This is a genomic window from Stenotrophomonas sp. 85239_Sma (assembly GCF_056481725.1).
Genome location: NZ_CM151163.1, coordinates 1551614 through 1576117, shown reverse-complemented (window position 1 = coordinate 1576117; position 24504 = coordinate 1551614). Strand labels below are relative to the sequence as shown.

The 24504-nt window shown below is 66.2% G+C and carries 22 protein-coding genes; 11 read left to right on the top strand and 11 right to left on the bottom strand.

Going from position 1 to position 24504, the window contains the following annotated elements; genetic code table 11:
* Window positions 1-99: 99 nt before the first annotated feature.
* The 3 genes from ACYKG1_RS07360 to ACYKG1_RS07350 are packed head-to-tail and all read right to left on the bottom strand — an operon-like array spanning window position 100 to window position 3103.
* Window positions 100-1212 carry an ABC transporter permease gene (locus ACYKG1_RS07360; protein ID WP_478472262.1) on the bottom strand — a complete coding sequence of 371 codons (1113 nt, stop codon included), beginning with the start codon at window positions 1210-1212 and terminating at the stop codon, window positions 100-102.
* On the bottom strand, window positions 1209-2126 hold the full coding sequence (locus tag ACYKG1_RS07355) for an ABC transporter ATP-binding protein (protein WP_478472261.1): 918 nt from the start codon (window positions 2124-2126) through the stop codon (window positions 1209-1211). The genes ACYKG1_RS07360 and ACYKG1_RS07355 overlap by 4 nt, the downstream gene beginning before the upstream one ends.
* Before the next feature lie 20 nt (window positions 2127-2146).
* Window positions 2147-3103 carry an HlyD family secretion protein gene (locus ACYKG1_RS07350; protein WP_478472260.1) on the bottom strand — a complete coding sequence of 319 codons (957 nt, stop codon included), beginning with the start codon at window positions 3101-3103 and terminating at the stop codon, window positions 2147-2149.
* A 525-nt stretch (window positions 3104-3628) separates the two neighbouring features.
* On the opposite strand from ACYKG1_RS07350, the gene ACYKG1_RS07345 reads away from it, so the two are divergent.
* The 7 genes from ACYKG1_RS07345 (at window position 3629) to ACYKG1_RS07315 (ending at window position 9578) form a co-directional block, all read left to right on the top strand.
* A complete protein-coding gene (locus ACYKG1_RS07345; RefSeq protein ID WP_100471824.1) occupies window positions 3629-4615 on the top strand; it encodes a PhoH family protein in 987 nt (328 codons plus the stop codon).
* Entirely contained in the window at window positions 4612-5097 is a 486-nt protein-coding gene (ybeY, locus tag ACYKG1_RS07340) for an rRNA maturation RNase YbeY (RefSeq protein ID WP_014036587.1), read from the top strand. The genes ACYKG1_RS07345 and ybeY overlap by 4 nt, the downstream gene beginning before the upstream one ends.
* 49 nt (window positions 5098-5146) lie before the next feature.
* Window positions 5147-5758: a hypothetical protein gene (locus tag ACYKG1_RS07335; protein ID WP_478472258.1), complete on the top strand. Its 612-nt coding sequence runs from the start codon at window positions 5147-5149 to the stop codon at window positions 5756-5758.
* Between the two features lie 28 nt (window positions 5759-5786).
* The gene (locus ACYKG1_RS07330; RefSeq protein WP_478472257.1) at window positions 5787-6365 is read left to right on the top strand and encodes a hypothetical protein; all 579 of its coding nucleotides are present in this window, start codon (window positions 5787-5789) and stop codon (window positions 6363-6365) included.
* A gap of 64 nt (window positions 6366-6429) precedes the next feature.
* A complete protein-coding gene (locus ACYKG1_RS07325; protein ID WP_100471821.1) occupies window positions 6430-7311 on the top strand; it encodes an HlyC/CorC family transporter in 882 nt (293 codons plus the stop codon).
* Window positions 7308-8549 (top strand): lipoprotein N-acyltransferase Lnb domain-containing protein, encoded by a 1242-nt coding sequence (locus tag ACYKG1_RS07320; protein ID WP_478472256.1) that lies wholly within the window; start codon window positions 7308-7310, stop codon window positions 8547-8549. The genes ACYKG1_RS07325 and ACYKG1_RS07320 overlap by 4 nt, the downstream gene beginning before the upstream one ends.
* A 6-nt stretch (window positions 8550-8555) precedes the next feature.
* Entirely contained in the window at window positions 8556-9578 is a 1023-nt protein-coding gene (locus ACYKG1_RS07315) for a magnesium and cobalt transport protein CorA (protein WP_087922051.1), read from the top strand.
* Window positions 9579-9657: 79 nt separating this feature from the next.
* Here ACYKG1_RS07315 and ACYKG1_RS07310 read toward each other — a convergent pair whose 3' ends face one another.
* From ACYKG1_RS07310 to ACYKG1_RS07295, 4 genes are all read right to left on the bottom strand, one after another.
* Window positions 9658-11022: an NAD-dependent succinate-semialdehyde dehydrogenase gene (locus ACYKG1_RS07310; RefSeq protein WP_478472255.1), complete on the bottom strand. Its 1365-nt coding sequence runs from the start codon at window positions 11020-11022 to the stop codon at window positions 9658-9660.
* Window positions 11023-11105: 83 nt separating this feature from the next.
* On the bottom strand, window positions 11106-11948 hold the full coding sequence (locus ACYKG1_RS07305) for an ABC transporter permease subunit (RefSeq protein WP_100471818.1): 843 nt from the start codon (window positions 11946-11948) through the stop codon (window positions 11106-11108).
* Window positions 11945-12877 carry an ABC transporter permease subunit gene (locus tag ACYKG1_RS07300; protein ID WP_100471817.1) on the bottom strand — a complete coding sequence of 311 codons (933 nt, stop codon included), beginning with the start codon at window positions 12875-12877 and terminating at the stop codon, window positions 11945-11947. The genes ACYKG1_RS07305 and ACYKG1_RS07300 overlap by 4 nt, the downstream gene beginning before the upstream one ends.
* On the bottom strand, window positions 12874-14010 hold the full coding sequence (locus ACYKG1_RS07295; RefSeq protein WP_100471816.1) for an ABC transporter ATP-binding protein: 1137 nt from the start codon (window positions 14008-14010) through the stop codon (window positions 12874-12876). The genes ACYKG1_RS07300 and ACYKG1_RS07295 overlap by 4 nt, the downstream gene beginning before the upstream one ends.
* 272 nt (window positions 14011-14282) lie before the next feature.
* Here ACYKG1_RS07295 and ACYKG1_RS07290 point away from each other — a divergent pair, with 272 nt between their 5' ends.
* Window positions 14283-15683: a flavin-containing monooxygenase gene (locus tag ACYKG1_RS07290; RefSeq protein WP_478472254.1), complete on the top strand. Its 1401-nt coding sequence runs from the start codon at window positions 14283-14285 to the stop codon at window positions 15681-15683.
* Between the two features lie 39 nt (window positions 15684-15722).
* Here ACYKG1_RS07290 and ACYKG1_RS07285 read toward each other — a convergent pair whose 3' ends face one another.
* From ACYKG1_RS07285 to ACYKG1_RS07275, 3 genes are all read right to left on the bottom strand, one after another.
* A complete protein-coding gene (locus ACYKG1_RS07285; protein WP_262227124.1) occupies window positions 15723-16832 on the bottom strand; it encodes a polyamine ABC transporter substrate-binding protein in 1110 nt (369 codons plus the stop codon).
* Window positions 16833-16923: 91 nt separating this feature from the next.
* The gene (locus ACYKG1_RS07280) at window positions 16924-18321 is read right to left on the bottom strand and encodes a glutamine synthetase family protein (RefSeq protein WP_014036577.1); all 1398 of its coding nucleotides are present in this window, start codon (window positions 18319-18321) and stop codon (window positions 16924-16926) included.
* Window positions 18318-19079 (bottom strand): gamma-glutamyl-gamma-aminobutyrate hydrolase family protein, encoded by a 762-nt coding sequence (locus ACYKG1_RS07275; protein ID WP_478472252.1) that lies wholly within the window; start codon window positions 19077-19079, stop codon window positions 18318-18320. Before ACYKG1_RS07275 ends, ACYKG1_RS07280 begins: the two co-directional genes overlap by 4 nt.
* Before the next feature lie 161 nt (window positions 19080-19240).
* Here ACYKG1_RS07275 and ACYKG1_RS07270 point away from each other — a divergent pair, with 161 nt between their 5' ends.
* The 3 genes from ACYKG1_RS07270 (at window position 19241) to ACYKG1_RS07260 (ending at window position 23942) form a co-directional block, all read left to right on the top strand.
* Complete coding sequence (locus ACYKG1_RS07270; protein WP_478472250.1) at window positions 19241-20518, top strand: NAD(P)/FAD-dependent oxidoreductase; 1278 nt, start codon at window positions 19241-19243, stop codon at window positions 20516-20518.
* A gap of 50 nt (window positions 20519-20568) precedes the next feature.
* Complete coding sequence (locus ACYKG1_RS07265; RefSeq protein WP_478472248.1) at window positions 20569-22173, top strand: MASE1 domain-containing protein; 1605 nt, start codon at window positions 20569-20571, stop codon at window positions 22171-22173.
* A 188-nt stretch (window positions 22174-22361) separates the two neighbouring features.
* Window positions 22362-23942 (top strand): MASE1 domain-containing protein, encoded by a 1581-nt coding sequence (locus ACYKG1_RS07260; protein WP_478472247.1) that lies wholly within the window; start codon window positions 22362-22364, stop codon window positions 23940-23942.
* A gap of 115 nt (window positions 23943-24057) precedes the next feature.
* On the opposite strand, the gene ACYKG1_RS07255 is transcribed toward ACYKG1_RS07260, so the two are convergent.
* Window positions 24058-24504, bottom strand: a complete 447-nt coding sequence (locus ACYKG1_RS07255) for a hypothetical protein (RefSeq protein ID WP_478472246.1) — start codon at window positions 24502-24504, stop codon at window positions 24058-24060.

Genomic DNA, 24504 nt, shown 5'->3' with positions numbered 1-24504 from the left:
GGTGTGCCGGCCAGCGGCCGGCACCCACCAGGGGAGAGAGATGTGCCGACCAACGGTCGGCACCTACCGGGGTGGATGCCGACCGTTGGTCGGCATTCTCTAATCCAGGCGTTTGCGGAAACGCAGGATGGCCAGGGTCATCATCACCACGATGAAGGCCAGCAGCGCCAGCGCATCCGGCCACAGCTCCCACAGCGAGGCGCCGCGCAGCATGATGCCGCGCACCAGGCGCAGGAAGTGGGTCAGCGGCAGCACCTCGGCCAGCCACTGCACCGGCCTCGGCATGCCGGCGAACGGGAACATGAAACCCGACAGCAGGATCGACGGCAGGAACAGGAACAGCGTCATCTGCATGGCCTGGAACTGCGAGCGCGCGCGGGTGGAGATCAGCAGGCCCAGCGCCAGGTTGGCCAGCACCAGCAGTACCGCGGCCAGGTAGATATCGAGCAGGCTGCCACGGATCGGCACCTGGAACAGCCAGGTGCCCAGCACCAGTACCAGCGTGGTCTGCAGCAGACCGATGGCCGCATAGGGCAGCACCTTGCCGACCATCAGTTCGCTGCGCGAGACCGGCGTGGCGATCAGCAGCTCCATGTTGCCACGCTCGCGTTCGCGCACCACCGCTACCGCGGTGAACATCACCAGGGTCATGGTCAGGATCACCCCGATCAGGCCCGGCACGATGTTCACCGCCGAGCGCCGTTGCGGGTTGTAGAAGCTGGTCACGCTGACCGCACCACTGGCGATGCTGCCTTCGCGCAGCGGACGCGTGTTGCTGGCCGGACGCGTATCCAGCGGCACCTGCGCCAGCTGGATCGCCGCGCTCTGCACCACGGTGTCGCTGCCATCGACCAGCACCTGCACCGCCTCGCGACCGTCGAAGCGGCGACGCTCGAAGTCGGCCGGCACCACGATGCCGACACTGATCTCGCCACGGCGCAGCGCCTGCATCAGCTGGGCCGGCGTGTAGGCCTGGCTGCGCGGCGTGATCACGCCGGTGGCCACCATGTCCTGCACCAGCGCACGTGACGCCGCACTGTTGGCCTGGTCGGCGATACCGGCGTCGAGATGGCGCAGGTTGAGATTGATCGCGTAGCCGAACAGCAGCAGCTGCATCACCGGAATGCCGACGATCATCGCCAGCGTGATGCGGTCGCGGCGCAGCTGCCGCAGCTCCTTGAGCATGATCGCCCAGAGCCGGCGCAGGTTCATGCCGCCGGCTCCCGGCCGCGGGTAGCAGCGACGAAGACGTCTTCCAGGTTCGGTGCCACTGTCTCGATACGGGCCTGCGGGTCAGCGCTGGACAGCGCACGGCCCAGCACTGCGACATCCGCCGCCCCCTCATTGCACAGCACGCGCAGATGGGTACCGATCTGCGCCACGCTCAGCACCCCGGGCAGCTCGGCCAGCGCGCGGCTTGCCAGCCGCGGCTGCGACGCGATGACCTGCAGCGTGCGCCCTTCCAATCGTGCGCACAGTTCAGCCGGCGTGCCATCGGCCACCAGCGCGCCACGATCCAGGATCGCCAGCCGGTGGCAGCGCTCGGCCTCGTCCATGTAGTGGGTCGACACCAGCACCGTGGTTCCGGCGTCGGCCAGCTCGAACAGGGCCTCCCAGAAATCGCGGCGCGATTCGGGATCGACCGCGCTGGTCGGTTCATCCAGGAACAGCAGTTCGGGCGAATGCACCACGGCGCCGGCCAGGGCCAGGCGCTGCTTCTGCCCGCCGCTGAGCGTACCGGCCAGCTGCGGCTGCCGGTCCTGCAGACGGTACTGCTGCAGCAGCGCATCGACCCGTTGCCGGGCCTGGTTGCGCGGCAGATCCTGGATGGCAGCGAGGAACTCCAGGTTCTCGCGCACCGACAGATCTTCATACAACGAGAAGCGCTGGGTCATGTAGCCGATGCGTCGGCGCAATGCCTCTGCCTGCTCGGGCACGGCCAGGCCCAGCACCTCGATCTGCCCGGCGCTGGGTTCCAGCAGGCCGCACAGCATGCGGATGGTGGTCGACTTGCCGGACCCGTTCGGGCCCAGAAAACCGTATACCTGCCCGCGCGGCACGGTCAGGTCGACGTTGTCCACGGCCAACAGTTCGCCGAAGCGGCGCGTCAGGCCCTGCGCATGCACCGCGATGTCCGCGCCAGTGTTCAGAAGCGCACCTGCACCGGCAGCCCGGCCGGAAGCGTCCGCATGTCGGCGGCCGCGTCCACTTCGATCTCGGCCAGGTAGCTCAGCCGTTCGACGTCATCACCGGTCAGTGCGTAGTACGGCGTGAATGAAGGTTCGCTGCGGATCGAACGCACGTGCCCCTTCAGCACGGTGCTGCCGCCTTCCAGCTGTATCTGCGCAGCCTGCCCGACCTTGACCTGCAGGCGCAGTGGCTGCGGCAGGTAAACGCGCGCATAGGGGCGCTCGCCAACCAGCATCACTGCCAGCGGCGCCCCGATCGGCGCCTGGTCACCCTGCCGGTACGGCAAGGCATCGACCACGCCATCGCGCGGTGCACGCAGCTGCAGCTTCTGCAGGTTCACCCCCTGCACCACCTGCTGCGCCCGTGCGGCATCGGCGGCCGCCTGGCCCTGCGCGATGTCCTGCGCGCGGCTGCCGTGCACCAGTTCCAGCCAGGCCTGCTCGGCGGCACGCACGCTGGCCTCGGCATTGCCGGCAGCCGCCCGTGCACGGTCCAGTTCGGCGGCGGCCACCAGCTGCTGGCGTGCCAGCGGCTGCACCCGGCGATAGTAGGCGCTGGCTTCGACGGCCTGGGCGCGAAGCGCGGCCAGCTGGGCCTGGGCCTGCGCAATCTGTTCCTCGCGCGGGCCAATCTTCAGTTCTTCCAGTTGCGCCTGCGCACGCACCGTGTCGGCCTGCGCAGCAGCAAACTGCGCGTTGCCGCGCGCCGGGTCGAGCTGCATCAATACAGCGCCGGCCTTGACCGGCTGGCCCTCGCGCACCTCCACCGCAGCGATCACCTCGGCCGCTGGTGCTGGCACCGTGATCCGGTCCCACTCCAGCGTGCCCAGCGCAGTCGGCGTTGACGGCTCACACCCCGCCAGCAGGCCGATGCCTGCCAGTCCGATTCCACGCATCCCGTTGCTGATGCCCATGCCATCCCCTCCTGCGACGGCGCCACGGTGCCATGCACCGCGTGCACCCTCAATGATTCCGATCAGCCCTGGCGGTTTATTCACCACGGCCTGGCGGGCCTTGGGCTGCAAGGCTCCACGCCACCTGTCCACAGGTTGATTCGGCATCATTCCACAACCGGTGTGGAAAACCGGCGACGCAGGATCGTGTTGCACGCCTGGCAGCGGAACCTGCGCTGCCATCACGAAGAACACCGACGTGCCCGGCGAAGCTTCCGACGAAGCACTGCGAAGTGCCCCTTCCCCCGGTGCGTCCGTCCTGCAGGTGCCACCCCCATTGCGGCCGTGACGGTTTTTTCACCACCCTCTCATGAGGCTTGTGGCACAAGCATCGCAGAGGCCTATCCACAGGTTTCCGCAGCCCCCGTCCACACCGGGTGTGGAAAAGCCCGCATCGACCTCCTGCTGGCCGTGCGCCCCGTGCGCGCGCTACCCTTGTCCTCCCTGAATACACTGCGGTGGAAGGCTTCCGCCCCACCCCGAGCAATGAAAAGCATCGATCACCGAGACTTCACCCTGTCGCCGGAAGACAACGAGCGGCTGGCCAACCTGTGCGGCCCTTTCGATGGCCACCTGCGCCAGATCGAGCTGAAGCTCGGCGTGGAGATCGCCAACCGTGGCTTCGTGTTCCGCATCAGCGGCCCCAGCGAGGCCATCGTGGAAGCGCAGAAGCTGGTCGAGGCGCTCTACGCCGAAGCCGGCGAGACCACCTTCGACAACCACGCCATCCACCTGCGCCTGGCGCAGGCCAATGTCGAGCAGATCGCCGAGCGCTCCTACGAAGCGCAGGACGTGGCGATCAAGGTCAAGCGCGGCACGGTACGCGGCCGCGGTGCCAACCAGGGCCGCTACCTGCACCAGATCGCCACCCATGACATCAACTTCGGCATCGGCCCGGCCGGTACCGGCAAGACCTTCCTGGCCGTGGCCAGCGCGGTCGAAGCCCTGAACGAATCGCGGGTGCAGCGCCTGATCCTGGTGCGCCCGGCGGTGGAAGCCGGCGAGAAGCTGGGCTTCCTGCCCGGTGACCTGAGCCAGAAGGTCGATCCCTACCTGCGACCGCTGTACGACGCCCTGTACGAGATGATGGGCGTGGAGAAGGTGGTCAAGCTGCTGGAAAAGAACGTCATCGAGATCGCACCGCTGGCCTACATGCGTGGCCGCACGCTCAACGATGCCTTCGTGATCCTGGACGAAGCACAGAACACCACCATCGAGCAGATGAAGATGTTCCTGACCCGCCTCGGCTACGGCTCCACCGCAGTGGTCACCGGTGACCTGACCCAGACCGACCTGCCCAAGCACGTGAAGTCCGGCCTGCGCGATGCCATCGACGTGCTGCGCGAGGTCGAGGGCGTCAGCTTCACCTTCTTCGAATCCCGCGACGTGGTGCGTCATCCGCTGGTGGCGCGCATCGTCAGCGCCTACGATCGCCGCGACCTGCATCAGATCCAACCTGGAGCAACTCCATGACCCGTGGTCCCGTGCGACTGGACGTCGCCGTCAGTTATGCCCTGCCGCGCACCGGCCTGCCGGCGGCGGTGAGTTTCCGCAAATGGGTGGCCGCTGCACTGAAAGGCCGCATCCGCGAAGCCGACCTGGCCATCCGCGTGGTCGATGCCAAGGAAGGGCAGTCGCTGAACCGCCATTACCGCGGCAAGGACTACGCCACCAACGTGCTCAGCTTCCCGGCCGAAGTGCCCGAAGGCCTGCCCAAGGGCGTGAAGTTCCCGCTGCTCGGTGACCTGGTGATCTGTGCACCGGTGGTGGCGCGGGAGGCCGACGAACAGGGCAAGGCGCTCAACGCCCACTACGCGCACCTGACCGTGCACGGCGTGCTGCACCTGCTCGGCTGGGATCACGAGGACGACAAGGAAGCCGACGCGATGGAACAGCTGGAGCGCGAGATCCTGGCCGAGCTCGGCATCGCCGATCCCTACGCCGGGGAGCGCTGAGGCCGACCCAAGGGCTATGCTCGCTCCGACCGATATCGGGAGAACAGGGATGATCTTCAAGGATGGCCAGGGGACGTTGCTGATCGGCGGTGCGGGGCTCGCTTTGTTGTTGATATTCGGCGCACGCGCCGTACGCCGCGTCAGTGCACGCGACCCCAGCGGGCAGCACTGGCTGCTGCGCACGCTGGCACTGCTGTCTCCGGCGTGCGTCATTGCCAGCCTGGCGGTCGCCGTGATCGGGCCCCACCTGCTGCAACAGCGGCACGGAATGAGCACCACGGCGGGCCTTGTGACGAGCGCGCTGCTGCTGATGCTGGCTGGCGCGCTCACCGCGCCGGTGGCCTGGCGCGTGGTGGTCCAGCAGCGCCTTCGGCGCTCGGCGGACACGCTGCCATTCTTCCATGCGTCAACTGCTTCTCTTTGCCTGTTGTATGTGCTCTGCGCGACCTACTTGCCGCTGGCAAAGGCCGCCGAGCCCGCGCTGATGCCTTGGTTCGAACAGCCGGGCCTGCTGCAGCTGGTGGCCCGCGGGCTGCTCACGGTCCTCCACGCCTCGATGAAGGCAGTAGTGCTCACCCTGCCGGTGATGGCGATACGCGCCCTGCTGACCCGCGGTAGCCGCCGCCGCGAGAGTGAGACCCCGCGCCCATCGCCGTTATGATGGCCGCCCCCGCCCGCGGAACCTGCCCGTGACCCTGCGCTGCTGCCTGCCCCTGCTGTGTGCCTTTGCGGTGCCTTCGGCCCTCGCCTCCAATCTTGACCTGCCGGCGCTGATCGAATGCCGCCAGGGCGTAGCCGACCACGCTGCACTGGCGCCGCTGCTGGCCGACCCATTGAAGGCCGTCGCCCAGGGCCTGCAGCCCCTGCCGCAGGGCAACCAGTTCATGAGCGAGTACCGGCTGGCCCAGCCGATCAGCGTGTTCGGCGCCCGCACCGAGCGGGTCGCCGTGGCCGGGTCCAGCGTCATGGCGATCCTCGACCAGGCCGACCCGCGCCCGCTGGCCAAGCGGCTGGGGCTGGAGACCGGCTACGACCAGGATGGCAAGTTCATGGCCGGCCGCGAGCTGGTCAGCCGCGACGTGACCGACCCCAAGAGCGGCGAGGCCCAGATCGAGTCGATCATCCTCAGCGTCTCCACCGTGGCCTCCCACCCCGGCAAGACCCTGGCCGGCTGCACCTACAGCCTGGACCTGCCCGAGGAAGAAGCGCCCGCCCGGCCTGAACTGGCGCCGCCGCCGATCACCGGACCCGGCAGCGACGGTCGCTGACAGGCCGCTACATCCTGCTAGACTGGGGCCAACGCCCGGCCTGCCGGGTGCCTTTTTTCCAGAGATGTCAGAAGACGACAGTAGTAGCTCCCCTGCGGAGCACAGTGAAAAGAAGCGCGGCTGGCTTGAACGCCTGACCTCCGCTTTCTCCGGCGAACCCCACACCCGCGACGAGCTGGTCGCTGTCCTGCACACCGCGCAGGAAGAGGGCCTGATCGCCGCCGATACCCTGAAGATGATGGAAGGCGCCATTTCGGTGGCCGAGCTGACCGTGGGCGACGTGATGATCTCGCGCTCGCAGATGGTCTCGCTGCCGGTCGAAGCGCCCTTCCTGGAACTGATGAAGCAGGTGGTCGAATCCGGCCATTCGCGCTTCCCGGTGCACGGCGAGAACAAGGACGACATCCTTGGCATCCTGCTGGCCAAGGACCTGCTGCGCGGCGTGGTCGCCGACAACGGTCCGGCCAACGTGCGTGAGCTGCTGCGCCCGGCGGTGCTGATTCCGGAGGCGAAGAAGCTCAACGTGCTGTTGAAGGAGTTCCGCCTGTCGCGCAACCACATGGCCATCGTGGTCGACGAGTACGGCGGTGTCGCCGGCCTGGTCACCATCGAGGACGTGCTGGAACAGATCGTCGGCGAGATCGACGACGAGCATGACGAGGCCGAGGATCCGTCGGCGCAGATCGCCATCCAGTCCGACGGCCAGTACGTGGTCGACGCGCTGACCCCGATCGGCGACTTCAACGAACGCTTCGGCGCCACCTTCTCCGACGAGGACTACGACACCATCGGTGGCCTGGTCACCGAGGCCGTGGGCCACCTGCCGGAAGTCGGTGACGAGCTGGCGCTGGACCGCTTCATGTTCCGCGTGGCCCGCGCCGATGCGCGCCGGGTGCAGGCCTTCCACGTGACCGTGCTGCCGCCGGACGCGCAGGACGACACTTGAAGCGCCGCGGCCTGATCCTGGCGGTGTGGCTGGCACTGTGCGTGCTGGCCATGGCCCTGCCACTGGCCGCATTCGCGCAGCCGGTGGCAGCTGCGCCTGCTGCCAGCGCCGAGGCCCCTGCTCCGCGCATCGGCGTGGTGACCATGCAGCCGGGCACGGTGTTCTTCGAGCGCTTCGGCCATGACGCCATCGTGGTCCTTGATCCGGTCAGCGGCGAGGCGACCTCGTACAATTTCGGCTACTTCGATCCGTCCGAGGACGATTTCATCAGCCGCTTCGCACGCGGCGACATGATGTATTACCTGGTGGCGCTGCCGCTGCAGCAGGACCTGTCGTACTACGACGAGACCGGCCGCGGCGCCAGCGTGCAGTGGCTGGACCTGCGCCCGGACCAGGCGCGCGCACTGGCCGCCGACCTGGCGGAGCGGGCCAAGCCGGAAAACGCGCGCTACCACTACGACTACTACACTGCAAACTGCGCCACGATGGTGCGCGACACCGTGGACAAGGCACTGGGTGGCGGACTGCAGTCGCAGCTGTCGGGGCGCTCGCGCGGTAATACCTACCGCAGTGAATCGGTGCGCCTGGCCTCGCCGGCACCGTGGATGTGGCTGGGCTTCGACGTCGGTCTGGGGCCGTTCGCCGACCAGCCGCTGTCACGCTGGCAGGAGGCCTTCGTGCCGATGCGCCTGGCCGACGCGCTGCGCCAGGCACGCAACAGCGACGGTCGGCCGCTGGTGCAGTCCGAACAGGAACTGCTGCCGCACCGCATCGCCCCGGAGCCGAAGGAATCGGCACGCCGCTGGTGGCCCTGGCTGCTGTGCGGCCTGCTGGTCGCCGCCGGCGTGCTGGCGCTGCGCAACCGGCCGCGCCTGCTGGCCGGGCTGGCCCTGCCATTCTGGCTGCTGTGCGCCCTGTTCGGTGGCGTGCTGGTGTTCCTGTGGGGCTTCAGCATCCACTACGCTGCGTGGGCCAACCGCAACCTGCTGCTGCTTTCGCCGCTGGCCCTGCTCCTTCTGCCGGGCGCGATCGCGCTGCTGCGCCGGCGCCTGCCGGGCCGCATGTTCAGGGTCGTGCTGTGGTTGCTGGCGGTGCAGGCCGTGGCGGCGCTGGTGCTGCACTGGCTGAGCCTGCAGGCGCAGTACAACGTGCAGTGGATCGTGCTGCTGCTGCCCGTGCACGCAGCGCTGGCCTGGGTGCTGGGGCGCCGTCCTCACTTGTCCGAAACACGGCACTGACGCACGATGGCGGGCATGTCATTGCCCGCCTCCGCTTCCGCCCCTGCTTCGGCCAACCCTGCCTGCGTCATCAACTGCGTCCATTACGATGACGAGGGCAAACGCCACGACATCAGCCTGGATGCCATCAGCGATGTCATTGCCAGTGGCAACGGCTTCGTCTGGGTGGGCCTGTACGATCCCAACGACGATGTGCTGCTGAAACTGCAGGAGGAATTCTGCCTGCACGACCTGGCCATCGAGGACGCGCGCAACGCGCACCAGCGGCCCAAGGTCGAGACCTACGGCAATTCGCTGTTCGTGGTGGTGACCACCGCGCAGATGGTGGACGAACGCATCCAGTATGGCGAAACCCACGCCTTCCTCGGCCCGCGCTTCCTGGTGACGGTGCGCCACGGTGCCTCGCTGTCCTACGCCCCGGTGCGTGCACGGGTGGAGCGCGAGCCGCAGCTGCTGAAGATGGGCCCGTCGTACTGCCTGTATGCGGTGACCGACTTCGTGGTCGACAACTACCTGCCCATCGTGCACCGCTTCCGCGACACCCTTGATCTGCTGGAAAAGGACATCTTTGCCGACAACTACAAGCGCAGCACGGTGGTGCGGCTGTACGAGCTCAAGCGCGAACTGAACAAGATGCGGATGGCGGTGGCGCCGCTGCAGGATGTGCTGGCGCAGCTGCGCCGCTACCAGGGCGAGCTGATCCCCGATGAAGTGAAGCTCTACGTGCGCGACGTGCACGACCATGCGGTACGCATCAGCGATGTGATCGACACCCTGCGCGAGATGCTGGGCACCGCGCTGAGCGTGAACCTGTCGCTGGTGACCCTGGCGCAGGGCGAGACGGTCAAGCGACTTGGCGCGTGGGCCGCACTGCTGGCAGCGCCGACGTTGATCACCAGCTGGTACGGCATGAATTTCAGCCACATGCCCGAGCTGAGCGAACCGTGGTCGTACCCGCTGATGATTGTCGGCGTGGGCGGCGTCTGCGTGGGCCTGTACCGGTTGTTCAAGCGCGCGAAGTGGTTGTAGGGAGTATCGACCAAGAGTCGATACCCACCAGACCGCCAGGCCACGACCATTGGTCGTGGCGCATGGCCCGCGTTCGGAATCAAGCCACGTAGACAGTCTTGATGTTCATGAACTCGTGGATGCCGTGGTCAGCCAGCTCCCGACCGAAACCAGACTGCTTGCTGCCACCGAACGGCAACCGCGCGTCGCTCTTGACGATGGCATTGACGAATGCCGCGCCGCACTCCATGCGCTGGGCGAAACGCTCACCACGTACTGGATCCTGCGTCCACACGCTGCCACCCAGGCCGAAGCGGGTGTCATTGGCCACGCGCAGCGCATCGGCCTCGTCCTTGACCCGGATCACCGCAGCGACGGGACCGAACAGTTCCTCGTCATAGGCCGGCATGCCCGGACCGACCTGGTCGAGCACGGTGGCCGGGTAGCCCGCATGCGTGCCGGCAATGGGCTCGCCGCCGACCAGAATGCGGGCGCCCTTGGCCACGCTGGCCTGCACCTGCTTGTGCAGTTCATCGCGCAGGTCCGCGCGCGCCATTGGCGCCAGCGTCGTGCTGCGTTCGCCGGGATCGCCGTACTGGCGCTCGCCTGCGGCTTCAACAAAGCGCCGGGTGAACTCATCGGCCACCGCATCGACCACGATGAAGCGCTTGGCTGCGATGCAGGTCTGCCCGCTGTTGTCGAAGCGCGACTTCACGGCCGCCGCGACGGTCTTGTCGAGGTCGGCATCGTCGAGCACCACGAAGGCATCGCTGCCACCGAGTTCCATCACCGATTTCTTCAGCTGGCTGCCGGCATTGGAGGCGATCGATCGCCCTGCCCGTTCGCTGCCGGTCAGCGTCACCGCCTTCACCCGTGCGTCGCGCAGCACGTCGGCGGCCTGGTCGTTGTCGATATGCAGCACGTCGAACACGCCGTCCGGCAGGCCGCCGTCACGGCACACCGCCAGGATCAGGTCGGCACACTGCGGCACGTTGCTGGCGTGCTTGAGCAGGGCCACGTTGCCGGCCATGAACGCCGGCGCGAGGAAGCGGAATACCTGCCAGATCGGAAAATTCCACGGCATCACCGCGAACACGCAGCCGATCGGCTCGTAGCGCACATAGCTGCGTTGGGCCTCGGTGTCGATCAGCTGCGGCTTGAGGTAGTCGGCCGCGTGATCGGCGTAGTACTCGCAGGCCGCGGCGCACTTGTCGACCTCGGCCAGCGCTTCGGCCTTGAGCTTGCCCATCTCGTGGGTCATCGCCTGCTGCAGATCGTCACGGCGCGCGCGCAGCTGCGCGGCAACCTGGCGCAGGATCGCGCCGCGTTCCTGCAGCGAGCGATCGGCCCAGCCACGGAATGCCTCGGCAGCAGACTGCAGGCGCTGCTCGATGTCGGCTGCACCCATCAGTTCATGGCGGTAGGTCACCTGGCCGGTGGCCGGGTCGATGATCTCGACGGTCATGGGGGATCTCCATCTGGAAGGCCCCCATTGTGCGCCGTTGCCCGTGAGCCGGATGTTGCCGGATCAGCCGACAGACCGCGGCCTCAGCCGTTGTCCTGCCGTGCCAGCTGCAGGTCACGCTGGCGCCGTTTCTCGGCGCGGGCGTTGATGTACCAGCCGATCACTGCGGCAATCGACACCGCCGACACCAGCAGTGTGGCCAGCGCGTTGATCTTCGGGCTGATGCCCATGCGCACCGAGGCGAACACCTTCATCGGCAGCGTGGTCGAGCCCGGCGTGGCCACGAAGCTGGCCACCACCACGTCATCCAGCGACAGGGTGAAGGCGAGCAACCAGCCCGCCACCAGCGCCGGCGCGATGATCGGCAAGGTGATGCGGGTGAACACGGTCAGCCGGCTGGCACCCAGGTCCATCGCCGCTTCTTCCAGCGACAGGTCCATTTCCTGCAGGCGCGAAGACACCACCACGGTGACGAAGCACAGGGTGAAGGTGACGTGCGCGATCCAGATGGTGGCCAGGCCACGCGCGGGGAAGCCGGGAATCGCCCCCATCGAGGCCAGCAGCGCCATCAGTGAGAAACCGAGGATCACATCCGGCATCACCAGCGGCGCGGTGACCAGCGCACCGAACAGCGGCTTGCCGCGGAAGCGTTTGAAGCGGGTCATCACCATCGCCGCCAACGTGCCCAGCACGGTGGCGGTACAGGCGGTCCAGAACGCCACCACCAGGCTGGTCCACATTGCATCCATCAGCGCGCGGTCGGCGAACAGGTCGCTGTAGGCGCGGGTGGAGAACCCGGCCCAGACCATCGCCAGCCGCGAGCTGTTGAACGAATAGAACATCAGCAGCAGGATCGGCAGGTACAGGAAGGCGAAGCCGAGCAGCAGCACGCCCAGCCCGAGGCCCTTTGCGCTACGCGGGCTCATGCCTGCTTCCCTTCCAGCAGGCGCTGCTGGGAACGGTTGAACAGCAGGATCGGCACCAGCAGCAACAGGATCATCGCCACCGCCATCGCCGAAGCTCCCGGCCAGTTGCGGTTGTTGAAGAACTCGTTCCACAGCTGGCGGCCCACCATCAGTGTCTCCGAGCCACCCAGCATTTCCGGGATCACGAATTCGCCCACCGCCGGGATCATCACCAGCATGCAGCCGGCGATGATGCCCGCCTTCGACAACGGCAGGGTAATGCGCAGGAACGCCTGCCACGGCTTGGCACCGAGGTCGTAGGCCGCTTCCAGAAGGCGGTGGTCGTGCTTGACCAGGTTGGCGTACAGCGGCAGCACCATGAACGGCAGGTAGCAGTAGACGATGCCGATGTAGGCGGCGGTCGGCGTATCGATCAACTGCAGTTTCGGCAGCCCCATCGACGTCATCAGCGCCTGCAGGCCGGTGAACTGCAGGAACTGGTCGAGCAGGCCGTTGCGGTCCAGGATCGCCTTCCACGCATACACGCGGATCAGGAACGAGGTCCACGATGGCAGCACCACCAGCATCATCGCCACGTTGCGCGCGGCCGGCGACAGGCGGGCGATGGCGTAGGCCATCGGATAGCCGATCAGCAGGGTGAGGAACGTGGAGATGGCTGCGATCTTGATCGAGCTCAGGAAAGCCTGCGCATAGATCGAATCGCGGAACAGCGCCAGGTAGTTTTCCAGGTTCAGCTTCAGCGAGAAGCCGCCGTCGGCATACTGCAGCAACCAGGTATACGGCGGCGAGCCGACCCGGCTGAGCGAGAAGCTGATCATCAGCACGATCAGGAACGGCACTGCGAAGAACAGCAGCAGCCACAGGTACGGAATGCCGATCACCGTGGCACGCAGCCCCGGCAGCCAGCGCTTCAGGCCGGCGACGCTCATGAGGTCAGCACCACGCCGTCGTTGTCGCGCCAATGCACCCACACTTCATCGCCCCAGGTGAGGCCATCACTGGCCCAGCGCTGCGAGTTGGCGAAGTTGGCCAGCACCTTGGCGCCGCTGGGCAGGCGCACGTGGTAGACCGAATGGCTGCCGAAGTAGGCGATGTCCTCGATCACGCCCTGCGCCTTGTTGGTGTGCCCTTCCGGTTCGTCCTTGCCGATCATCACCTTCTCCGGGCGCAGCGCGAACGCGACCGGCTGCCCTTCATAGCAGGTGATGCCATGGGCGATGTAGATCGGTGCCGGGAACAGCGGTGAGCGCACGGTCACGTACTCGGGCAGGTCCTCGTCGATCACCCCGTCGAACAGGTTGACCGAACCGATGAACTCGGCGACGAAGCGGTTGGCCGGCTGCTCGTAGACCTCGTCCGGCTTGCCCACCTGCTGGATCCAGCCGGCATCCATCACCGCGATGCGGGTGGCCATGGTCATCGCTTCTTCCTGGTCGTGGGTGACCATCACGCAGGTCACGCCGGAGGATTCGATGATGCTGACCAGTTCCAGCTGCATCTGCGAGCGCAGCTTCTTGTCCAGCGCGCCCATCGGCTCATCCAGCAGCAGCAGCTTCGGCCCCTTGGCCAGCGACCGCGCCAGCGCCACGCGCTGCTGCTGGCCGCCGGACAGCTGGTGCGGCTTGCGCTTGCCCAGGTGCCCCATCTGCACCAGGTCCAGCATCTCGCCGACGCGCTTGCTGACCGCGTCCTTGCCCAGGCCATCCTGCTTCAGGCCGAAGGCAATGTTCTGCTCGACCGTCATGTGCGGGAACAGGGCATAGGACTGGAACATCATGTTGACCGGCCGCTGGTACGGCGGCAGTGCGTCCAGGCGCTGGCCATCAAGGGTGATGCTGCCCTTGGTGGGCGTCTCGAAGCCGCCCAGGCAGCGCAGCAGGGTCGATTTGCCACTGCCGGAGCCACCGAGCAGGGCAAAGATCTCGCCCTTGCGCACGTCCAGGTTGACGTCGTCGACGGCGACGAAACCGTCGAATTCCTTGCGCAAATCACGAATGGAGAGATAGCCGGGCGCACCGGTCGTGTCGACGACGGCGGCTACCGGCTGGGCTTCAACGGGCATGGGGGCTCCGGGAGCGGGCGGTGGACAGCGGCGGCCATTCTAACGGCCGGGGGCCGAAGGGGATATGACGGCGGCGGGCGGAAGCGGCCGCAGGCCCGCCCGGGGACCCCGAGGCGTGTCGGTTTTCCCCCGCCAGCGTGGCCTGTCCGCTCAAAGGCCGGGGCTGCCCCGGTTGTCCAGGCAGCCGCCCCGGCAGACACCACGGGCGACGGTCCGATATGCAACGTTTTTCAGAGCGGGATCTGTTGAAGGCCCAGGGCATTCCCCGCGCAATGCCCCGGATCGAAGCCTTGCATGGACCCGCCCTGGTGATTTCCCCGCACAGACCCTGCCCTCTCCCGCCCCACCCGCCGGGCTCCCTGCCTGCGAGGCTGCCGCTGGCCATCATCGGCGCCGGCCAGGCCGGGTTGTCCCTCAGTGCGCTGCTGCAGGAGGCCGGCGTCGAGCATCGCGTGCTGGAGGCCGAAAGCGTGGGTGCCAGCTGGCAACGGCGTTGGCGCTCGTTCCAGACCAACACCGCCAACGCAACGATGGCCCTGCACGGCCACGCCTACGCAGGCGCAGACCCGGAAGGCTTCATGGGCGCCGCGGAGGTGATCCGCCGGTTGCGCGAGTATGCCGACGAGCGCTCGCTGCCGATCAGCGAAGGTTGTGAAGTACAGCGGGTCACGCGTGAGCATGATGGCTATGTGATCGACAGCAGCCAGGGGCGGATCCACGCCCGCGCGGTGGTGGTCGCTACCGGTGAATACCGCCGCGCCCGGATGCCACGGGCCCCGTTCGCGCCCGGGCCGGGCTTGGCGGTGCTGCACTCGGGGGACTACCGCAGTGCCGATCAGTTGCCCGATGGCGGCGTGCTGGTCATTGGCGGTGGGCAGTCCGGTGCGCAGATCGCCCAGGACCTGCGCGACAGCGGGCGCAGGGTTTACTGGTCTCTGGCCCAGCGTCATTCGCATACCCGCCGGCTGCGCGGCAAGGACTCGATGACGTGGTGGGACATGGCCGGGCGCATCCACCAGCACGTGGGCGAAACGGCCGGCGTACTGGCCGGCGAGCCGGATGCGCTGCGCAAGGCGCGGACCGCCGAATTTCCGTTGATTTCCGGCAAGGGACGCAACGGGCGGGGCAGCTCGATCAGCCTGATGGCAATGCATCGGGAAGGCATCACGCTGTTGGGCCGGCTGCAGGGCCTTGAGGGGATCATCGCCCGCTTCGCCGACGTTCGCCCGCAGCTGCAGGCCGCAATCGAGGCCACGCGGGCCGAGTACGACTACCTCGATTCGCTGGCCAGTGCGTACTACGCCACGCGGCCCGAGCCGCGCACGGACGATGCCCGCTACATTCCAGAAGAGGTCTATCTACACTGGGAACCGGACGCCGCCCCACGTGAACTGGACCTGCAGGCGGAAGGCATCCGCTCGGTGGTGCTGGCGACCGGCTTCGCCGCCGAATGGCCTTGGCTCGACGTGGAAGGTGTGCTGGATACGTACGGCTATCCGCTCGGCGAGTTCGGTGTTTCACCACAGCCAGGGCTGTTCTTCATCGGCATGCACAACCTGCAGCGGATGAGTTCGTCGTTCCTGTGCAATGGCGGCCGCGATGCGCGCGACCTGCTGCCGGCCATCCTGCGGCATCTTGGCCAGGGCGGCGGTACCGCTCCCGGCCAAGGGTGAAGCGTTCCGCCAGGCATGGCCCGGCGGCGCCCGACCGGGTTATCGGCCCGTCTTCACCTCGGTCCACAGCCGGGTGTAGAGCTTGTCGGTCTCCGGCGTGTTGATCGAATAGGTGAACATCTTCTCGGCCACGTCGGCCGGCGGGTAGATCGTCGGGTCGGTGCGGATCGCCTCGTCCACCAGCGGCGTCGCGGTCGGCACCGGGTTGGCGTAGTGGATGAAGTTGGTGTTGGCCGCGGCGACCTTCGGTTGCAGCAGGTAGTTGATGAAGGCGTAGGCCGCGTCCGGGTGCTTGGCGTCCTTCGGGATCGCCAGCATGTCGAACCACTGCGGTGCACCTTCCTTCGGGATCGAATAGGCCACGTGCACGCCATTGCTGGCTTCCTCGGCGCGGTCGCGGGCCTGGATGATGTCACCCGACCAGCCGACCACCAGGCAGGTACCGCCGTTGGCCAGCGAACCCACGTACTGGGAGGAGTGGAAGTTCTGCACGTACGGGCGGATCGACTTCAGCAGGTCGGCGGCCTTCTGCAGCTCGGCCGGGTCGCCGCTGTGCGGGTCCAGGCCCAGGTAATGCAGCGCGATCGGGATCATGTCCGCCGGCGTGTCCAGGATGGTCACGCCGCAGTCCTTCATCTTGCTGATGTTCTCCGGCTTGAACACCAGGTCCCAGCTGTTGGCGATGTCGGCGCTGCCGCCGAAGCGCTGCTTCAGCATGTCCACGTTGTAGCCGATGCCGGTGGTGCCGATCATGTACGGCACGCCGTACTGGTTGCCCGGATCCTGGGTGGCGATGCGCTTCATCACCGCCGGATCGAGGTTGGCCAGGTTCGGGATCTTGCTCTTGTCCAGCGGCAGGAACACGCCGGCCTGGATCTGGCGACCGAAGAAGTTCAGGGTCGGCACCACCACGTCGTAGCCGCTGTTGCCGGCCAGCAGCTTGGTCTCGACCATCTCATCGCTGTCGAACACATCGTAGGTCACCTTGATCCCGCTCTCCTTCTCGAAGGTCGGAATGGTGTCCTCGGCGATGTAATCGCTGTAGTTGTAGACGTTCAGGACCTGGCTGTCCTGCGCGCCGCCGTTGCCACCGCCACAGGCGGCAAGCATGGCGGAGGCCAGGCCGAGCGTGAGGATACGCAGCTTCATCGGGTGCTCCAGAATGCGGGAAGGGGGGCCGGCGGGGCCGGCGACGGGTGCCAGCCTACCCCCCGGCGGCGGATTTTTCTATTCCGGATGCTCAGACGTTCAGCAGCAGGAACTCGCGCTCCCACGAGCTGATCACGCGGAAAAAGGTCTCGTATTCCTTGCGCTTGACCGAGATGTAGGCCCGGCAGAAGCGCTCACCCAGCAGCGCCTGCAGCTCGCTGCACTGCTCCAGCCCGTCCAGCGCCTCGCCCAGCGAGCGCGGCAGGTTGTACCCCAGTTCCTTGGCGCTGCCGGTCACCGGCGCATCCGGTGCCAGCCGCTCGCGGATGCCGAGCAGGCCGCAGGCCAGGGTCGCGGCCATTGCCAGGTAGGGATTGGCATCGGACCCGGCGAAACGGCTCTCCACGCGCATGTTCTCCGGCGTATCCAGCGGCACGCGCAAGCCGCAGGTGCGGTTGTCGAAACCCCAATGGACGTTGCTCGGCGAGACTTCGCCGAACACCAGCCTGCGGTAGGAGTTCACGTTCGGCGCGAAGAACGCCATGGCCTGCGGCGCGTACTTCTGCAGGCCGCCCAGGTAGTGGCCGAACACCGGGCTGAACTCGCCCTCGGCATCGGTCTCGCCGGCGAACACGTTGCTGCCATCGCTCACCCGCACCAGGCTCTGGTGGATGTGCATGGCACTGCCCGGTTCGTTCTCCATCGGCTTGGCCAGGAACGTGGCATAGACACCGTGGCGCATCGCTGCCTCGCGCATGGTGCGCTTGAACAGGAACACCTGGTCGGCCAGGTCCATCGCATCGGCATGGGTGAAGTTGACTTCCAGCTGCGCCGCTCCGGATTCGTGGATCAGCGTGTCCACGTCCAGCTTCATCGCATCAGCGTAGTCGTACATCAGGTCGAGGATCGGGTCGAACTCGTTGACCGCATCGATCGAGTACGACTGCCGCGCCGTTTCCGGGCGCCCGGAACGGCCAGCCGGCGGCAGCAGCGGGAAGTCCGGGTCGGTGTTCTTCTGCACCAGGAAGAACTCCAGTTCCGGCGCCACCACCGGGCGCAGGCCCAGCTCGGCATAGGCTGCCAGCACGCGACGCAGCACGTTGCGCGGCGCCAGCTCGTGCGGCTCGCCGTTCTTGGTGTAGCAATCGTGGATGACCTGCGCGGTGGCATCGGCCGCCCACGGCACCATCCGGACCGTGTCCGGATCAGGGCGCAGCATCATGTCCGAGTCCGACGGCGAGGTCAGCTCGTAGTAGTCGTCGGGAAACTCGCCGGTGACGGTGGTGGCGAAGATGCCTTCGGGCAGGCGCGTACCGTAGTCGTGCGAGAACTTGTCGGCGGGAATGATCTTGCCGCGCGCGTTGCCGGTGATGTCCGGCACCAGGCATTCCACCTCGGTGATGCGCCGCTCCTTCAGCCAGCGCAGCAGCGTGCTTTCCTGCGGTGCGGGGGGCGTGGCCGTCTTGCGCGGGCGCGTTCGGGAACTCATCGGAAATCCAGTCGGTTCTGTTGGTGCTGCCGGCAAGCTTGGCCGAATGCACGGAAAATAGCGTGATAGAACGGCGCCTGCATGACACGCCACTCCGGGTGCCACTGTACGCCGAGCACGAAACGATGGTGCAGGCTGCGTGCCGCTTCGACCAGCCCGTCATCGGCCCGGGCCTCGGCATGCAGGCCCTGCGCGAGGCGGGCGATGCCCTGCCCGTGCACCGAATTGACCTGTGCGCGGCCACTGCCGTGCCACTGCGCCAGCCAGCCATCTGCGGCCAGGGTCACACCATGGGCCGGCCCATACTGCACGTCCACCGGCGCCTGCGGGTCTTCGCGGTGGTCGGCCAGGCCGGGCACCGCATGCACCTGCGGATGCAGGCTGCCACCGAGCGCCACATTCAATTCCTGGAAGCCGCGGCAGATCGCCAGCACCGGCAGGTCCAGCGCCAGCGCCTCGCGCAGCAGCGCAAAGGCATTGGCATCCCGAGCGGGGTCGTGCGGATTGCCTGGCCAGCTGCGGCCACCCTCGTAGTGCTGCGGTTCGATATTGCTGACCGCGCCGGTCAACAACAGGCCATCCAGTCCCTGCAGCCAGTTGCCAGCCGGCAGCGGTGGCTGCAGGCTGGGCAACACCACCGGGGTCACCTCGGCCGCCTCGGCCAGCGCGCGAACGTACTTCTCGCCGGCCATCGCGAAACGGTGATGGCCGAGCACGGTACTGTCGGTGGGCAGGCCCACCCAGGGCAGGGGGCGCATGGGAAAACTCCTTGGCGTGCCCACACGTTACCCGTCGCCCGGCGAACGCGGCAAGTCGTCGCCGTCACACCATGGCCGTCACGCATCGGCGAAACTAGGCGGGTGAATGCTGATCGTCCTCCCCCGCTCTTTCCGCCCGCACCGCGCCCGCGAGGCCTGCAGTGAGCGCCGTCTTCCCGCCCAGCTGGTACGCCGCCAGCCTGCCCGAGCCGGCCGCGCTGCCCCATTTGCAGGGTGATGTGCAGGCCGACGTGGCGGTGCTCGGCGCCGGCTACACCGGCCTGACCGCCGCGCTGGAACTGGCCGCCCGTGGCCAGCGCGTGGTGCTGTTGGAAGCACAGCGGATCGGTTGGGGCGCGTCCGGTCGCAACGGTGGCCAGGCGCTGGTGGGCTATGGCTGCGAGGTGGACGAACTGGAGCGCCAGCTCGGCCGTGATGACGCGCGCCACCTGTTCGACTGGTCGCGCGATGCGGTGCAGGCCATGCGTACGCGCATCGACCGCCATGGCATCGACTGCCACTGGGTGGAGGGCCATGCCAGCGTCGCCATCCGCGAACGGCATGAGCGCGACCTGCGTGCCAACTGCGAGCACCTGCAGCGCCACTACGACTACCCGATGCAATGGTGGGACCGTGATGCCCTGCGCGCGCAGCTGGACAGCCCGCGCTACCGCGCCGCGATGTTCGATCCGCTCAGCGCGCACCTGCAACCGCTGGCGTATGCACGCGGCCTGGCCGATGCGGCGCGCGCGGCCGGCGTGGTGATCCACGAGAACTCCGCAGTGACCCGCGTGCAGCGCGGACCACAGCCGTCCCTGCATACCGCCCAGGGCAGTGTGCGCGCTGCGCATCTGGTCGTGGCCGGCAACGCTTGGCTGCAGGGCCTGCTGCCCGAGCTGGAACGGCGGATCATGCCGGTCGGCACCTATATCGGCGCCAGCGAGCCGCTCGGCGCCGAGCGTGCCCGCGCCCTGATCGGCAACAACATGGCCGTGGCTGACACCGCCTGGGCACTGGATTACTTCCGCCTCAGCCACGACCACCGCCTGCTGTTCGGCGGCCGCGCCAGCTACTCGGCGCTGCCCCCACCCGGCCTGCGCGGGGTGATGCAGCGGCGCATGCACCAGGTGTTCCCACAGTTGGCCGACGTGGCACTGGACCAGGTCTGGGGTGGTTATGTGGACATTACCCGCAACCGCGCGCCGCATTGGGGTCGGCTGGACGGCAATCTGTACTTCGCGCAGGGGTTCTCCGGCCATGGGGTGGCCGCCGCCGGGCTGGCCGGCGAGGTGATCGCCGCCGCCATTGCCGGCCAGAGCGAGCGCCTGGACGTGTTCCAGCGCCTGCGGCATGCGCCCTTCCCCGGCGGCCGGCTGCTGCGGATGCCGCTGCTGGTGGCGGCGATGTCGTGGTACAAGCTGCGGGATGCGTTGTGGTAGCGGGACCCTTCCCGCCCACATAATCGGCGCAGGAGCTGGGGAGCACGTGGATGCAGTGGTGGAAAGACGGCCTGCTGGTGAGGATACGGGTCAGCCCCGAAGGGCTGGCGCTGGCGCTGCTCTATGCCCTCGCCTGCTGGGGTGCGCGCAAGCTGTCACTGGACCAGTTCTTCCTGCCTGCCGGCGTACGGGTGGCCGCATTGCTGTTGTGCCCGCCTCGACTGTGGCCCTACCTGCTGATTGGTGAATACGCCTACTTCGCGCATCTGCGCATCCTCCTGATCAGCAAATACAACCTGACCTGGGTGATCCTGGCCTCGGTGTTCCTGATGCCTGCCGTGATGCTGATCGTGCGCCTGCACCGAAAGCTGCTGGCACGCACAACGATCGTCGGCGTGATCTCCATTGCGATATGCGCCGCACTGGTCATCAGCCTGCTCAACCTGGGAGCTTCCTACCTGCTCTGGGAACCGTTGCATAACGCATCATTTCTCACCAATGTGCTGCGTTATGCACTGGGTGACTTCACCGGCATCCTCATCCTGGCGCCACTCGCACTGCTCTGGATCCGTCGCGCCGAGGAGCAATGGACGCCCCGGTCCGTTGCTGCTGTGGCAGGAGCACTCGCAGCCATGCTGGTCGTTGGCCTGCAGGCGACTCCGGTAACTGCCTCGATCACGGCGCCTGGCTCGCTGCAGTTGTTGCTGATTCTGCCTATTCCCGCAATCGCCCTGACCTGCCTGCTGGGATGGCGTGGTGCTGCCATTGGTGTCGCCGCCGTTAACATGATTCTTGGCCTGAGCACCCCCGCCGACCATCCGACGGCATTCGACCCGGCTACCTTCGCTACCCAGCAGGCCATGGCCATCGCCAGCATCGCCCTGCTGTTGCTGGGCGCGCGCATCACCCACTTCCAGAACCAGCACCGGTTGCGCGAGGAAGATGGCCGGGCGGCTCTGCAGCTTGCTCGGAATTCACATCTGGCCAGCGAGATGGACCTGCGTGAGCGCGCGGCCCATCTGCGCCAGCTGGGCGATGGCATGGACCTGTCGCTGAACGAAATGGTGAACTGGCTGCATGCGCAGGGTCATCACGCCGTGGCCGACAGCCTGCGGCATACCTCGGAGGTGCATTCACGCCTGTTCCGGGCCCAGGCCAGCATGATCTATCCGGCCGCCCTGGAACGGCTGGGCTTGTACGTTGCACTGCAGGCAGGTGGGGTGCGCGAGGCGTGGATTGCCACGCATCGAATCGGCCAACCGAGGTTGACGGGTGACCCCTGCGCGCTCGGGGTCGGCCTGCAGCTTGCGGCCTATCGACTCGTGGTTGATGCGGTATCACTTCTACTGAAATGCGAATCCGGACAGATTTCTGTCAGTATCCGATGCGGAAATTTCATCCAGAAGCCTGGTGTATTCATCTGCATCGCCCTGATGGGCAGAAACGAATCACTGGGAACCCGGACCACGGAACTAGCAAATGAGCATTTGCTAGGCCGAATCCTGGTTCAAGGTGGCCACCTGGACATGACGGGCAACAGGCTCAGGATCGTGTTGACGGACGCGCAGGGAGATTCCCGCCAGGCGAATGCCAACGAGGCTTTGGGGGGAGGTACACGCTCCATCGATCCAGGCGCCCCACGGGCCGCGACCTGACTCCCCCAAGGAAACGAGATGCCGATCACTACTCGAAAGTGATCTTTGTTCGGCGCCCCCCTTACCCCCGCCAGGACTGCGCACCACCGTGTGATTGCGCCCCCGTGCTTCTATCGATACTGTCACCCAATGGCGAGTTCAAGCAAGCAATGGGGCCGCCGCCATGTCACGAGCAATGGAGGCTTGGGTTGAATTGGTGGAAAAGGGGAATTGAGCTGACGTTTCGCGTACGGCCCTTGGGGCTGGCGATTGCCGCGATGTACGCGATCACCTGTTGGGCCGCCTGGCGGGTTTCTTTGGACCAGTTTTACCTGCCTGCCGGCATTCGTGTAGCGGCTTTGCTTGTGTGTCCACCTCGCCTCTGGCCCTACCTGCTTATTGGCGAATACGCGTTCTTCGCACAACTGCGCTACCCGCTGATAGATGACTATGGACTTGCGTGGGTAATCCTGGGTTCGGCGTTCCTGCTGCCGGCCGTAGCTCTGGTTGTGTATGCGCATCGGAAATTCATGACTGCAAAGGCAGATGGATGGCTGCTTTCAGTCGCAGTTTCAGCCGCCATAGTTGCCACTGCATTGAAGCTTGGGCTGTCTCATCTGCTTTCAGAGAACCCTTCAAGTGTGCCGGTTGCGACAAGGGCTGTGCGCTTCGTCCTCGGTGACTACATCGCCATTCTGACCGTCGCACCGCTCGCAGTACTCTGGAGCAGACGCCATGCAATGTACGAATGGAGGCTCTGGCGCTCTCCTCCCACAGTCGCCGCTCTTGCAGTGATGCTGGGGCTCGGTCTAGTTACCGCAATGGCGCCTGGCCTATCGGATGCGAGCAAGACAAGTCTGCAGTTGACCATGGCACTGCCCGTGATCGTGTTGACGTGCATTCATGGCTGGCAGGGAGCGGCCATCGGTGTTCCCCTGTTGAACATCCTCATTGCGGTGGTCACTCCTACATCCGGCCTCCTTGGCTCATACGATGAGCGAACGTTCACAACGCAGCAGTTGATCGCCATTACAGGAACGGGGCTGCTGGCACTCGGCTCGCGGATCACCCGTCACTATCATCAGAGGGGGCGTAGAGACGCAGACGGACACCAGGCTGCTCGACTATCAAGGTCCGCTCACATGGCGAGCGAAATGGATCTGCGGGAGCGCGCCCTGGATCTCAGGAGAATTGCGGATGGCATCGAAGTTTCCTTGAACAAGACAGTCGATCTGTTGAAGGCACACGGCCATCACTCGCCGGCGCTGGATCTGCTTCTCACGTCCACCGCGCATTCCCGCCAGTTCCGCGAATTGACCAGCATGGTGTACCCGACCGAAGTCGAGCACGTTGGGCTCTACCTGGCCTTGCAGGTCAGCGGCATTCGTGAAAGCTGGGATCAGACTCACAGGGTCACGTCTCCCCTCCTGACCGGGGATCCCTGCAGATTGAGTATTGCCCTGCAATTGGCGGCCTACCGCACACTCACCGAGGCCGTCTCATTACTGCTCAAACAGGAGCAAGGGCAGATCCAGATACGTGCTCGTTGCGGGAGACTGAAAGGGCAACAAGGAATTCTGCTCAGAATCGCTCTGCTGGACCGTGATCGCGAACTGCTCGTCGACACCACAAGGTTGGCTATTGAACGCCTGAGCTCTCGTGCACAAGCCTATGGCGGAAAAGTGCACTGCAACGGGAACCGCGTACGCGTGCTGCTTCTGGAAACAGCGACCAGCAGCGCGCAAAGCAGTATGCAAGCTGCGTGGACAAGCCGAGTGGACATAGCCTGACTGTCGCCAGCCACCAGAATGCAAGCCGGAACGATCAGATCATGGATGACAGGAGCCGGCTCCCCGGCCCCTGCTTCGTCGATGTGCCCTGTCGTGGCACCAGCGAAGAATGCCCTCAGCCTGCGGCATCCACGGATTCGACGACCCAAACAGCGCTCGCGCCTTCCCCATAGACAACCAACGAGAACTGAGCACTCTGGAACACCACGCGTCGGACACCCTTTTCAGGCAGACGCAGTCGATGCGAAGGCAAAGACACCTTTGCAGCGCTATTGCCCGCTGGAAGCGTCCAGAACGTGGCATCGACATTTCCTACGATCAGTACGACCTGTCCCGATAGATCGTTCACTTGGTAGTAACTGATCCCATCACGTTCAAATCCGTACACAAGCCAGTTTGGATTCGAACTCAGGTTCGTGGCTACCGGCAGAGCCTGCCCCAAACCGCTCTGAGCCATCGGGATTCCGTTGTCGCCACTTGGGCAACACGCCGATGCGCTGAAAGCGGACATGGAAAGCAGGACAGCAGCAGGAAGCAATACTCGCAATTCAGAAAATCTCAC

What these genes read in the sequence shown, in the direction of transcription:
- ACYKG1_RS07315 (WP_087922051.1), top strand. Translation starts at nt 8,556, where the DNA reads ATGGCGGGCATGTCATTGCCCGCCTCCGCTTCCGCCCCTGCTTCGGCC.
- ACYKG1_RS07325 (WP_100471821.1), top strand. Translation starts at nt 6,430, where the DNA reads ATGTCAGAAGACGACAGTAGTAGCTCCCCTGCGGAGCACAGTGAAAAG.
- ACYKG1_RS07300 (WP_100471817.1), bottom strand. Translation starts at nt 12,877, where the DNA reads ATGAGCGTCGCCGGCCTGAAGCGCTGGCTGCCGGGGCTGCGTGCCACG.
- ACYKG1_RS07285 (WP_262227124.1), bottom strand. Translation starts at nt 16,832, where the DNA reads ATGAAGCTGCGTATCCTCACGCTCGGCCTGGCCTCCGCCATGCTTGCC.
- ACYKG1_RS07275 (WP_478472252.1), bottom strand. Translation starts at nt 19,079, where the DNA reads ATGCGCCCCCTGCCCTGGGTGGGCCTGCCCACCGACAGTACCGTGCTC.
- ACYKG1_RS07335 (WP_478472258.1), top strand. Translation starts at nt 5,147, where the DNA reads ATGATCTTCAAGGATGGCCAGGGGACGTTGCTGATCGGCGGTGCGGGG.
- ACYKG1_RS07265 (WP_478472248.1), top strand. Translation starts at nt 20,569, where the DNA reads ATGCAGTGGTGGAAAGACGGCCTGCTGGTGAGGATACGGGTCAGCCCC.
- ACYKG1_RS07360 (WP_478472262.1), bottom strand. Translation starts at nt 1,212, where the DNA reads ATGAACCTGCGCCGGCTCTGGGCGATCATGCTCAAGGAGCTGCGGCAG.
- ybeY (WP_014036587.1), top strand. Translation starts at nt 4,612, where the DNA reads ATGACCCGTGGTCCCGTGCGACTGGACGTCGCCGTCAGTTATGCCCTG.
- ACYKG1_RS07345 (WP_100471824.1), top strand. Translation starts at nt 3,629, where the DNA reads ATGAAAAGCATCGATCACCGAGACTTCACCCTGTCGCCGGAAGACAAC.
- ACYKG1_RS07350 (WP_478472260.1), bottom strand. Translation starts at nt 3,103, where the DNA reads ATGGGCATCAGCAACGGGATGCGTGGAATCGGACTGGCAGGCATCGGC.
- ACYKG1_RS07290 (WP_478472254.1), top strand. Translation starts at nt 14,283, where the DNA reads ATGCCCCGGATCGAAGCCTTGCATGGACCCGCCCTGGTGATTTCCCCG.
- ACYKG1_RS07295 (WP_100471816.1), bottom strand. Translation starts at nt 14,010, where the DNA reads ATGCCCGTTGAAGCCCAGCCGGTAGCCGCCGTCGTCGACACGACCGGT.
- ACYKG1_RS07305 (WP_100471818.1), bottom strand. Translation starts at nt 11,948, where the DNA reads ATGAGCCCGCGTAGCGCAAAGGGCCTCGGGCTGGGCGTGCTGCTGCTC.
- ACYKG1_RS07310 (WP_478472255.1), bottom strand. Translation starts at nt 11,022, where the DNA reads ATGACCGTCGAGATCATCGACCCGGCCACCGGCCAGGTGACCTACCGC.
- ACYKG1_RS07280 (WP_014036577.1), bottom strand. Translation starts at nt 18,321, where the DNA reads ATGAGTTCCCGAACGCGCCCGCGCAAGACGGCCACGCCCCCCGCACCG.